The sequence below is a fragment of the Jeotgalibaca porci genome, from assembly GCF_011299095.1.
GTDB lineage: Bacteria > Bacillota > Bacilli > Lactobacillales > Aerococcaceae > Jeotgalibaca > Jeotgalibaca porci.
On record NZ_CP049889.1, the window covers coordinates 398,152 to 410,365 of the forward strand.

General features: G+C 39.9%; 11 protein-coding genes. 1 reads left to right on the plus strand and 10 read right to left on the minus strand.

Annotated elements, in window-relative coordinates:
- Positions 1–30: 30 nt before the first annotated feature.
- Complete coding sequence (locus G7058_RS02110) at positions 31–393, minus strand: Asp23/Gls24 family envelope stress response protein (RefSeq protein WP_166061989.1); 363 nt, start codon at positions 391–393, stop codon at positions 31–33.
- Between the two features lie 314 nt (positions 394–707).
- Between G7058_RS02110 and rpmB the strand changes: the two genes are divergently transcribed.
- The gene (gene rpmB, locus G7058_RS02115) at positions 708–896 is read left to right on the plus strand and encodes a 50S ribosomal protein L28 (protein WP_166061990.1); all 189 of its coding nucleotides are present in this window, start codon (positions 708–710) and stop codon (positions 894–896) included.
- Positions 897–2,020: 1,124 nt separating this feature from the next.
- Here rpmB and G7058_RS02120 read toward each other — a convergent pair.
- The 9 genes from G7058_RS02120 to rpoZ all read right to left on the minus strand — a co-directional run bounded on the left by G7058_RS02120 (position 2,021) and on the right by rpoZ (position 12,214).
- Entirely contained in the window at positions 2,021–2,671 is a 651-nt protein-coding gene (locus G7058_RS02120; protein WP_166061991.1) for a thiamine diphosphokinase, read from the minus strand.
- Complete coding sequence (rpe, locus tag G7058_RS02125) at positions 2,664–3,317, minus strand: ribulose-phosphate 3-epimerase (protein WP_166061992.1); 654 nt, start codon at positions 3,315–3,317, stop codon at positions 2,664–2,666. Before rpe ends, G7058_RS02120 begins: the two co-directional genes overlap by 8 nt.
- A 15-nt stretch (positions 3,318–3,332) precedes the next feature.
- Positions 3,333–4,229, minus strand: a complete 897-nt coding sequence (rsgA, locus tag G7058_RS02130) for a ribosome small subunit-dependent GTPase A (protein ID WP_166061993.1) — start codon at positions 4,227–4,229, stop codon at positions 3,333–3,335.
- A 148-nt stretch (positions 4,230–4,377) separates the two neighbouring features.
- The gene (gene pknB, locus G7058_RS02135) at positions 4,378–6,384 is read right to left on the minus strand and encodes a Stk1 family PASTA domain-containing Ser/Thr kinase (RefSeq protein ID WP_227004475.1); all 2,007 of its coding nucleotides are present in this window, start codon (positions 6,382–6,384) and stop codon (positions 4,378–4,380) included.
- Positions 6,381–7,133 (minus strand): Stp1/IreP family PP2C-type Ser/Thr phosphatase, encoded by a 753-nt coding sequence (locus G7058_RS02140; protein WP_227004476.1) that lies wholly within the window; start codon positions 7,131–7,133, stop codon positions 6,381–6,383. The genes pknB and G7058_RS02140 overlap by 4 nt, the downstream gene beginning before the upstream one ends.
- A 12-nt stretch (positions 7,134–7,145) precedes the next feature.
- A complete protein-coding gene (rsmB, locus tag G7058_RS02145) occupies positions 7,146–8,510 on the minus strand; it encodes a 16S rRNA (cytosine(967)-C(5))-methyltransferase RsmB (protein WP_166061994.1) in 1,365 nt (454 codons plus the stop codon).
- 1 nt (position 8,511) lies between these two features.
- Entirely contained in the window at positions 8,512–9,453 is a 942-nt protein-coding gene (fmt, locus tag G7058_RS02150) for a methionyl-tRNA formyltransferase (RefSeq protein WP_166061995.1), read from the minus strand.
- 14 nt (positions 9,454–9,467) lie between these two features.
- Positions 9,468–11,879 carry a primosomal protein N' gene (gene priA / locus G7058_RS02155; RefSeq protein WP_166061996.1) on the minus strand — a complete coding sequence of 804 codons (2,412 nt, stop codon included), beginning with the start codon at positions 11,877–11,879 and terminating at the stop codon, positions 9,468–9,470.
- Positions 11,880–12,013: 134 nt separating this feature from the next.
- Positions 12,014–12,214, minus strand: a complete 201-nt coding sequence (rpoZ, locus tag G7058_RS02160) for a DNA-directed RNA polymerase subunit omega (protein WP_166061997.1) — start codon at positions 12,212–12,214, stop codon at positions 12,014–12,016.

Below are 12,214 nucleotides of genomic sequence, written 5' to 3' on the forward strand. Positions count from 1 at the left end.
TCCTTCACCATCTAAATGGTGATCTCTCCATTAATCATTTAAAACGCGTACCCCTTGTACGAACACGTTCACTTTTTCTGCTGAAAATCCTAGCATTGTTTCCAAATTATACTTGACTTGGATTTGTACATTTCGACAGATTTCCGAAATTTTTGTTCCGTAAAGCACGATAATATATACATCAACTGCCACGATGTTATCTTCTTGACGAACAATTACACCTTTGGAATAACTTTCTTTTTTCAAGATGTCGTTGATATTATCTCGAATCTGATTTTTGCTGGCCATTCCGACGACCCCATAGTTGTCAGTCGCAGCCCCACCAACCACTGTTGCGATCACTTCGTTTTCTAAACTAATTTCGCCTAATTTCGTTTGGATTTTAACTGCCATTTTATATAGCCTCCTTGGGTTTGAATGGAAACAAACGCTAATCATTATCCATAATAGCATATTTTTCCATAAAAAATAACTTCTATTAAAGATATTATAACAAAGTTTCATGCTAAATCAGAATTTATAGTATAGTTATGAGAATATATTTATTTGAACAATAAATAGTATGGGGGTTGTTTGAAAGAGTGTCAAGTAAATTTACTTTAATGTCTTGCAATTCAAATTGAATTATGATAAATTATTCAAGTGTATGAAATGAGGTAACTAATTCTGAATTTAGTTTTTTTGAAACAATCAAGGGAGGTAATAATATGTCTAAAGAGTGCTACATTACTGGACGTAAAAGCCGTTCAGGTAACACACGTTCTCACGCTATGAACTATTCAAAACGTACTTTCAAACCAAACTTGCAAAAAGTTCGCATTATGGTTGACGGAACGCCTAAGAAAGTTTGGGTTTCAGCTCGCGCATTGAAATCTGGCTTAGTAGAACGCGTATAATAGAGGAGAAGCCGGTCTAGGCTTCTTTTTTTGTCTTCTTTTTAAGTAATTCATTTCATAAGATACGTATTATAGGTAAAGATACGTTTTAAAATCCTAAAAAAGAGTCATGAACAACTAGAAATAGCTGTTCATGACTCTTTTTTCTATTCCTCCATCTTGCTCTTAATTATTTCCAACTGTTTTTCTTTATTATCTTTGATAATTTCAAGTACTTTCAATCGCAATAATTCAAACGATACGTTTATATTTTCCGACCACAAATAATAAATAGGTTGTGGGATATAAAAGTCCAAAGTTATTGATGATATAAGAATATCAAAATTGTATTCTGATAATCTCTCTTCAGTGATTTTCGTTTCTTTGTAGAGACTCGTAGTGACTGACGAACTAAATTGCGAATTCAAAACTTCAGTAATATTTATAGCATGACCTGGACTAATATGGTTGTAAACTAAAACCCTGCAAACAAAGAAATTTTTGTATAAACTTTCAAATAGCTTATTCCATTTACTTAATAACGTGAAAATGAGATTTGAAATGAGGTATTGGTTCACAAATAAATTTCTTGATTTACACAATTTAATAATTTCCGAATAATTTTTCACTTATTTCTTTATGCGTAAGGGTTTCATCAAAGAAGATAAGTTCTAATAAATCAAAACCAACTGATTGGTCATACAATCGTCTTTTAAAATAATCCAGACCAATATTTGAGGGTAGCTGCAGAGTTAAACCATCAAGTGATGATACTATTTTCCCATTCACTTTTGATAAAATTGCAGTCGAATCATTTAAGTCATACTTAATAATTCGCGTTGAAGATTTAGTAATTTCAGCTAACGATGCAATCGTAATCGGTTATTGCGCTTGAAACAACGTTTCGATAATTGTGTATACGCGCATGTCTTTATCAGAAATTAAATTATTCATCACAGTGATTACTCTCCCATCTTATAAATAAAAAATTATATCATAATAACAGAGTTAATAATTTGGTTTCCCTGTTTTAAATAGATACTCACTTACAATACTTAACCGCTATTTCACCTAAAAAACCACTCCAGTCACTATAATGCAACAAGAGTGGTTTTTCTTATTCTATTTAATTGCCTTTAACCTGTTCAGTCCCTACTCTGCACAACGGCCATTAGACCACGTGTAAAAGTGAACGTCATTTCTTCGTTTAGAAATTCATTGCTGACTAAAGCTACTGGTGAGTCGTAAGTTTCTTCTCTCAAAGGATATTTCACATCCATTAAGGTGAGCTTCTCTAAAGGTGTCATGCCGATGAATGAGAGATATTTTTTGTCCGTTTCTTTTTTGACGATATGCCTACCTGGTTTATAAAAGCGAACGGTATTTTTTTCAGCTTTCATAACAATCTTTTCGATGATACTTTGATAAGCAGGATGAAAGGCAAGCCATAAATTATTCAGCATATGATCAACTCTTCCACCGAACAGTCCATGCATCTCTATCTCTTGCACGTCCAAATGCTCTTTTACGTATTCCAGAGCAGCTTCGGTATCAGTTAGATCTTTTTCTGTTGGAAGTTTCACTACTGTCGAAACCTTTTCTTCTATGCGATTTAAATCACCGGAACTGACCGAATCAAAGTCGCCTATGGCTATATCAGGTGTCATTCCCATTTCCAATAAAGAAAGTGCACCGCCATCCACTCCGATTAGCAACGTTTCTCTGTCTTCGGCCGCGAGCATCTGCTTGAGTCCCTCTTTATTTCCACCTGCGACAATAACGGCTTTTTTAGGCATTTTCAGCATCTCTTAGTTTTTTCAACGCCGCTTGAAAATCGGGAGCACCGTATAAATAAGAGCCCGCTACAAACACATCAGCTCCAGCATCCAACACACGTTTGACTGTTTTGTCGGAAATACCGCCGTCTACTTCAATTTCATACGTATAGCCGTGTTTTTCACGTAATTCTTTAAGTAATGAAATCTTTGACAATGTACTTTCGATAAAGGTTTGACCACCGCTACCTGGATTTACTGTCATCACCAAAACTAAATCCACATCCCCAAGCACGGATTCAATCGTGGATACAGGTGTACCCGGGTTAATCACAACACCCGCAGCGATTTTTTCGTTTTTGATTAATTGAATGGCCCGGTGTATGTGATGCGTCGCTTCTACGTGCACAGAAATGATATCCGCGCCTGCCTTAGCAAAAGCAGAAATATGTTTCTCAGGATTTTGGACCATCAAATGGCAATCCAATGGAAGCTTTGTGTGGGGACGAATTGCGTGAACGATATTTGGTCCCAAAGTAATGGTATCGACAAACTGACCGTCCATTGCATCTACGTGGATATAATGGGCACCCGCTGCTTCAGCGCGTTTAACGTCTTTTTCTAAGTTGGCAAAATCTGCACTTAAGATAGATGGAGCAATTTTCATAAATAGATCAATTCCTTACTTTTTATTTTTATGGTATTTCGGTTTTCTGTTCTGAATTTCTTCTAAAAATTGTAAATAATGATCGTAACGATACTGTTTAATTTCTCCCGTTTCAACCATCTGTTTAATCCGACAATTAGGTTCATTCAGGTGTAAACAACCTGAGAAGCGACAATCATCACGGTTGCGTAAAAACTCCGGAAATAAATCAGGTAAGTCCGCTTCATCAATTTCTTCCAGCTCCACATTACTGAAGCCAGGCGTATCGGCAATTAAGGCATCCTTTACAGGAATAAGCTCCACATGTCGTGTTGTATGACGCCCTCTCCCCAATGCCATTGAAATTTCGCCGGTTTCTATATCCAGCTCCGGCAAGATATGGTTCAACAGAGAAGATTTTCCAACACCGGACTGCCCCATAAAGACGGCTGAAGATGAGCCGATAACTTCCAACAATGCATCTACTGAACGATATTCAGGGAAGTCTGAAAAGACAATCGTATATCCCAAAGCTTGGTAATCTTCTTGGAATGCCATTATTTTTTGGTGATCCGTTTCGTTTAATAAGTCTGTTTTTGTAATATAAATAACCGCATCAATATGTTGTCCTTCTAAGTACACGAGGAACCGGTCCAACAGATACGTTGAAAATTCAGGCTCGATAGCAGACATGACAATAACACCGACATCAATATTTGAAATCGGTGGACGGACCAATTCATTTTTGCGTTCATCCACAGCAAGTAGAACGCCTTCGTCCAGATTCCCGCTCTCGAATTCGACAATGTCACCGACTAAAGGCGTCATGTCTTTCACTCGAAAGTTTCCTCTTCCACGTGTTTGGTATGTTACTCCGTCTGAATAAACGTAATAAAAGCCACTAATTGCTTTTCTTATTTGTCCCTTAGGCATAATTCACTTCCTCTTCTAACAGTTATTTCTTCTTACTATTATACAACAATTCAAAGAACAGTGTGTCCCAAAAGGCTAATAGGCTACTAAATGATGCTTAGTCTAAAAAAAGAGGTCGAGAAATTACTCTCCAGCCTCTTTTCTACGTTTATTCTTTTAAATTCATTTCTTCCATAATGACTTCGCCATCACGTTCAACACGATACGCACCTGTTTCGCCTTCGCGAATGCGGAAGTTTAACGCGACTTGCGTATCCGCTGTGATATTGAATTCACGGAAAACTTCAGTCATTTGATGATCTAAATCGGACATGTAAATGACGATATGATTATTCTTTTCCACCTCAGCAGAACTGGACTCCGATTGGCTATTCCCACTGTTTCCGTTGTCGTTACGCGGTGGTGTTGTAGGTGCCTTATAGGGAATCGTAATAGCTTTTGAGAAGATAAAAATCTCTGGTTCCGCTGGTCCAAGTGAAATGACAACGGTGACGGAATCTCCGGCTGAAAAGTTACTATTCGGTTTCAATGATTGTGAAATAACGAGTCCTTCAGCTACATCAGCCGAATATTCACTCTCAATCGTTAAATCGAGACCAAATTCGTCTGTAAAACGTTCTACTTCTTCTCGTGAATAACCGGCCATATCTTCCATCGTGAATGTTTGTTTTCCAAGACTTACCTGCAGTACAAAAGTCGTTTCAGACGGAATGACTTCCGTTTCCGGTGCGATACTCTGACTCACAATAGTATTTAAATCACTGTCATCATAGACATCTTCACGCTCAACTTTAATACCCATACTTCTCAGTTCGGAACGTACATCAGCGTATTTTTCTCCTCTGTAATCCGGCAATTCCACCGGCTCTTCACCTTGACTGATAACGAGGTCGATTGTGGATTCTACCGCCTGCATCTCGCCTGCTTCCGGATTCGTACGAATCACCGCGCCCTCAGCTACATCTGGGTTATACTCAGTCTCCACATCCCCAATCACAAAATTCAGATCGGTTAACATGGTCCGAGCAGCTGCTTCTTGTTGATTCACAACATTCGGCACCTCCACTTCTTCTGGTGGACGATTAAACCATAAAATGGCCAGCAAGGCTCCAAAGGCTGCCAATAAAATGAAAAAGATGATTAGCAAGATACTGCGTTTTGATTTCTTCTTTTTATTTTGGCGTTCATTTTTCTTAGATTCTTCTGCTTCTTCCGGTTCCTCTACAATAGGAACCGCCTTTGTTTCGACAGGTGTCGCAGGCTGAATCGGGGTTAAAACCTTCGTCTCATGCAACATTGCTTCTGGGATAAAGACAGCTTCATTTAATCGACTTGGATTTAATGCTGTTAATAAATCTCGCTGCATTTCTTCACAGGTATTGTAACGGTCAGCCGGTTCTTTCGCTGTTGCTTTTAAAATGACGTTCTCCAACGCTTGCGGAACAGCTGCGTTCATTTGACGCACAGAAGGAATCTCTTCCTGGAAATGCTTCAAAGCAATCGATACAGCCGATTCTCCATCGAAAGGAACCTCGCCGCTTAATAACTCATATAAGACGATCCCAAGTGCATACACATCTGATTTCGTTGTTGTGACGCTTCCGCGTGCTTGTTCCGGTGAAATATAGTGAACAGAACCCAATAAAGAATTTGTTTGTGTAATGGAAGTATGGGAAAGAGCAACCGCAATACCGAAATCCGTTACTTTAATCGTATTCTCTTTATTAATCAATAAGTTCTGCGGTTTAATATCTCTATGGATAATACGGTTTTGATGTGCCAATGCCATCGCTGACAATACTTGGCTCATAATATGGATCGCATTTTCTGGCGTCGTAGGTCCGTTTTGTTGAATGTATTCTTTCAAATCCGTTCCTTCGATGTATTCCATCACGATGTACTGTAAGCCATCATCTTCATCAACATCATATACCGAAACAATATTCGGGTGAATCAATTGCGTCGTCGACAAAGCTTCACGTTGGAAACGTCGCAATGCTTCTTTGTTATTTTGGAAGTCAAAGCGCAAAATTTTCACTGCCACATCACGATCTAGAATTAAATCGCGTGCCAGATAAACATGAGCCATTCCACCTGTTCCTAACAGAGCAAGCACTTTATAGCGTCCGCCGATTTTTGTACCAATTTCTATCACGTTCTCTCCTCCTCTCCCGTTTCAAATGATGCAATGAGGACAGAAATATTATCTGGTCCTCCTGCTTGGTTGGCCAAATCAATAAATTCTGTTACTTTTTCATCGATTGATTTCCAATTTTTTAGAACTTTTTTCAAATCTTCGTCGCTCAAGACACTGCTTAAGCCGTCTGTACAAAGGAGTAATAAATCTCCAGAAAGAATTGGCATAGACGTTAAATCTACTTGGATTTTTTCTTTTACGCCAATAGCACGCGTAATATAATTTCTTTGTGGATGATTACGTGCTTCCTCATCAGTCAGTTCGCCTGACTTTACTAGTTCATGAACCAATGAATGGTCTTCTGTTAACTGTTTGAATTGAAAGTCACGGTACAAATAAGCGCGGCTATCCCCCACGTGGGCAATGACAAGCTGTCCTTTTAAATAGGTAGCTGCAATTAAAGTCGTCCCCATCCCGTCCAAATCGACAAAATCCAATGATTTCTGAAAGATAAGCTTATTAACTTTTTGAACGGCATCCAACAACCACACAGAGACGGACTCTGGCGAAGAAAAAGTCGTTTCTTTCCAAGCTTGTCCCATGTGGGAAACAGCCATCTCACTTGCTACATCACCTGCACGGTGTCCGCCCATGCCGTCGCACAGAATCATCAATGGTTGCTTACTACTATTTGTAAACCAATTTACATAGTCTTCGTTTGTTGTTCTATTCTGACCAACATCACTTTTAAAAGCAATATGCATCATTATTTGTCTCCTCTACTGCATCTTTTTCTCCATCGTGCAGATGAAGAAGCCGTCCGTACCAAAATCCTCAGGGTAAATTTGGAGTGTTCCCTCATCAATTTTCACTTGAGTGGGAATAGCAGCTTGATTAAAATCAACTGCTTGTTTCCTCATTTCTGGATGTTTCTCTAAATAGGCAGTAACTGTTTCTTGGTTTTCTTCAGCTGCTAATGTACAAGTACTGTAAACAAGACGTCCGTTTTCTTTTAGAAGTGGCGTGACAGCTTGTAAGATTGCCAGTTGTTCCTTATGTAAATCGAGAATCATTTGGTTCGTTACACCGTACTTAATTTCTGGTTTCCGACGCATTAACCCTAGACCTGAACAAGGCGCATCCACAAAAATGGTGTCGAAGCTGTTCGGTTCAAAAACGGTACCGACATCTTTTGCATCCAACAGATGTGTTTCAATCACATCAGACACATTCATGCGCTCCGCATTTTGTTGGATAAGACGAATTTTATGTTCATGTATATCCAAAGCATGAACAGTTCCTTGCTCCACGAAACTGGCCATGTGGACCGTTTTACCGCCAGGTGCTGCACAAGCATCCAGAATGGTGTCGTCTGATTCTACGTTTCCTAAGAGTGCAACAAGCTGACTTGATTCGTCTTGGATAGTGATTTTCCCTTGCTTGAATAAAGGCGAATCTGTAACCTTTCCGGATAGAATCCGGATACCGACAGGTGAAAGCGGACTTCGAACAACTTCTTTTCCTTCGTTTTGGAGTTCTTCTATAATCATTTCTAAGTCAGCTGGATTTTGAACTCTGACCGAAACATAAGGGGCTTCCAATAGAGAGAAAAAGAGTGCTTCGGCTTTCTCGTTACCTAATTCTTTTGTAAATTTCTTAACGAGCCATTCCGGAACACTTGCTCCGATACTGATTCGTTTAATAGGATCTGTCAGTTCTTGCCAATCCAAAAGACCTTTTCTTTGAAGGTTACGCAAAACGCCGTTTACCAGCTTCGCGATACCAACATGTCCTTTTTTCTTCGCGATTTCGACTGCATCGAATAGAACCGCATGATCTGGGATTTTATCCAAGTAGTGCATTTGGTACGCTGACAAACGTAATAAGTTTAGGACCCATTTCTGCATTTTTTCGGGTGTTTTAATAAATGGTGTCAAGCCATAGTCCAAAGTCATCCGACGTTGCGTTACACCATAGACGATAGTCGTTAAAAGTCCGGCGTCTTTGGCATCCAATTTTTCTTTTTCAATCGTTGCATTCAAGAGAATATTGGAATACGCTCCTTCTACTTCAATTGCTGTTAAAATTTCCATTGCCAAATAACGGACAGAATGGACGATTTTATTTGGTTTTCCTTTTGCCATCTTAATCAAATCCTATCTGTGCGAGTGTTTCCATATCATTTCCATTTAAGAAATCAGTAACGGTCATACGTTTTTTACCGGATGGTTGTAACTCGGTTACTTTAAGTGTTGTCCCTTGCCCACACGCCACGTAGATGCCCTCTTTGTCCCAATGTGTAATCGATCCGGGCTTGGATTGCGTTGTTTCTTCAGTTGGAACAGCTACCCACATCTTACAACGTTCGCCGTTCAATACTGCATGTGCAACCGGCCATGGACGCATACCACGGATTTTATTGGCAATTTGCGTTGCCGTTAGTTCCCACTCAATGCGTTCTTCTTCTCGACTAATATTCGGTGAAAAGGTTACTTTTGATTCGTCTTGCGGAACCGGATGTATGTCTCCAGTAAATAACCTCGGTAAAGTTTCCATTAATAAATCACGGCCCAATGTACTTAGTTTGTTAAACATTGTTTGTACATCATCTGAGGAGGTAATCGGAATACTTCTTTGCGAAAGGACATCTCCCGCATCCATTTTTCTTTCCATATACATAATCGATACGCCGGTTTCTTTATCACCGTTAATGATAGCATAATGAACTGGTGCTCCACCGCGGTATTTTGGTAACAACGATGCATGAACGTTAATCGCGCGATGCTTCGGCGCATTCAATAATTTAGTTGGTAAAAACTGACCATAAGCTGCTGTCACAATCACATCTGCTTCTAGTGCGATGAGTGCTGCCATTTCTTCTGAACCAGAAATTTTCTCCGGCTGGAAAATAGGTACAGTGTATTTCAACGCTAACTCTTTAACAGGCGGTGGTGTCAAAATGCGTTTTCTCCCTACCGGCCGGTCCGGTTGCGTTACAACCGCAATTACTTCATATTCACTATCAAATAGCGCTTGTAAAATAGGTACCGAAAATTCGGGCGTTCCCATAAATATAATTTTTTTCATCCGTGTTTCTCTCCTTAAAAGAAATTAACAGGCTCCGTATCAATCGAGATGTAAAGTCCTTTTGCATTATCTTTTTGTGATGCATCGAGTATTTCTTTCAATACTTCATGCAAGTTTTCTTTTTGTTTGTATTTGATCAATAGTTGGAAATAATAACGATTGTTCATACGTGCAATCGAGCTTCTGGATGGACCGAGAATAATTGTCTGGCCTTCCAGCTTATTTCGCAACTTAGCATTAATTTCATAGATTTTAGTCTGGGCTTTCTTCTCATCTAAGTCGCTGACCGTAATCTGAGTCGTGAAATAATACGGTGGATAGCCACTTTGATGACGCAATGCCATTTCTTGACGATAGAATCCGTCGTAGTTATGATTTTGTGCATAGCGAATTGCATAGTGATCAGGGTTGAAGGACTGCACAATGACTTCTCCAACTAAATCAGATCGGCCCGCTCGTCCACTCACTTGTGTCAACAATTGGAAGGTTTTTTCCGAAGAACGGAAATCTGGTAAGCTCAAGGATGTGTCGGCATTTATAACGCCTACCAAAGTAATATTCGGGAAATCGAGTCCTTTGGCAATCATCTGTGTTCCTAGCAAAATATCCGCATCACCGCGGCCAAATGCGGCCAGCAACCGTTCATGGTCACCTTTCTTACGGGTTGTATCGACATCCATCCGAATAATTCGGGCATCCGGGAAAAGTTCTTGGAGTTCACTTTCTACTTTTTGTGTGCCTGTTCCATAGTAGCGGAACTGGTTGCCCTGACATTTTGGACAACGGTTTGGAACCGGTTCTTCGTGTCCACAATAGTGGCATTTCATCCCTTTTGTATCCATATGAAACGTCATACTAATATCACAATTCGGGCATTCATGCACATAACCGCAATCACGACACATAATAAAAGAACTATAACCCCGTTTATTTAATAATAGAACGGTTTGTTCTTTTTTATCAATGCGGTCTCTGATTTTATCTTGCAAGATTTGCGAGAAATTTCCTCGGTTATTACTCTGAAATTCTTCACGCATGTCGATGATGCGCACATCCGGCATTGCCTGTTGGTTCGCTCTTTCCGTCAATTCAAGCAAGTGAAAGACATTCTTTTGAGCGCGGGCGCGCGATTCTAAAGAAGGCGTCGCACTTCCCAACACAACCGGACAATGATTGTATTTCGCCCGGTAAATCGCTACATTACGGGCATGGTATTTCGGATTCTCTTCTTGTTTATAAGTCGTTTCATGTTCCTCGTCGATAATAACAATCCCTAAATTCTCAACGGGAGAAAAAATAGAGGAGCGTGCACCAACTACTACCCGTGCTTCACCGCGCTTAATCTTCCGCCATTCATCATACTTCTCACCAGTAGACAGACGACTGTGCATAACGGCGACTTCTCCACCGAATCGTCCTTTAAATTGATGAACCATTTGCGGTGTCAAAGCAATTTCCGGAACCAGCATCAGCGCTGTTTTATTTTGTGCCAAAACCTCACCAATCAATTGCAAATACACTTCCGTCTTTCCACTTCCGGTTACACCTTTTAATAAGAAGACATCATGTTGATTGGAATCAATTTTTTCTTTTACGGCCTGATAGGCAATCTGTTGGCCTTCGTTAAGAACCTTTGCTTCTGTTTGTGCAAAGTGGCGGTTCTTCAGCGGATCACGGTAGACTTCTTTGTCTTCTGTAATCATCCAACCTTTTTCTACGGCTATTTGCAATGTGCGTGGCATAATATCGAATTGTTCACGAAATTGCTCTCTGGTCAGCCACGCTTCTGGTTCAATCGCCATTAAGACTTCAAGTAACGCACGTTGACTTTTCGCCTGCTTCGACAGTTGATTCATTTCCTCTTCAATTTCTGAAGGTGAAATATTTTTTTGATAGACAGTCTTTTTTTTGACGCGCGCTTTACTCTTAACAAGGTAGCGTATATCGACAATGTTCTGTTTTTTCCATTCTAAGAGTTGCGGCAAGGCCTCTATTTCTAATGCTCGATCCCAGCTAATCACGTCTTCGCCTTGAAATACAATCTGAACATCTTCTGCTTGATGGCCATCAAGCAGATAAAATTCTTTCTCGTATTTAGCTTTCATGACCGGCGGCAGCATTGTTTGATAGCAGTGGATACGGTATGCATAGACTTGATCAGCCATATCTTCACCCAGTTGCAAGAGTTCTTTTGTTAAAACGGGTTCTAAATCGAGCGGGCGAATAATTTCTTTCAATTCACCTTCGAAATCCGGTTCGTTGACGATTGCGACAATGAATCCTTGAATGTGTCGGGGACCAAATGGAACCTCAACACGCATTCCCACTTGTAAGCGATCAATTAATGTAGGAGGAATCGCATAATCGTACGGTTGATTCGTTTGCATAACCGGCACATCCACTACGACTTTGGCAATTTGCTTCATGTTTCATCCCCCTTTTGAATTGAGTTTCTATTTTTTATTTTACTCGATAATCAAGGCAAAGTCTTGCTCAATTTAGACAAAATTAAAAAACTGCTGAATTTGACGAGCAAATACAGCAGTTCTGATTAGTAAGACTATTTTTCCTCTGTCGCTGTCAGTTCGCCAGCAACGATTTCTTCCAATGCACGACCAACATTCTTGTAAGATTTGTATTCATCCAACAACGGCTCAGCATTTTGGTGCAATTCGTGTGCACGCTTTGAAGATAGGATGACCATTGTGTATTTCGAACTTACTTTGTCCAATAATTTATCAATTGATGGATATAGCATCAT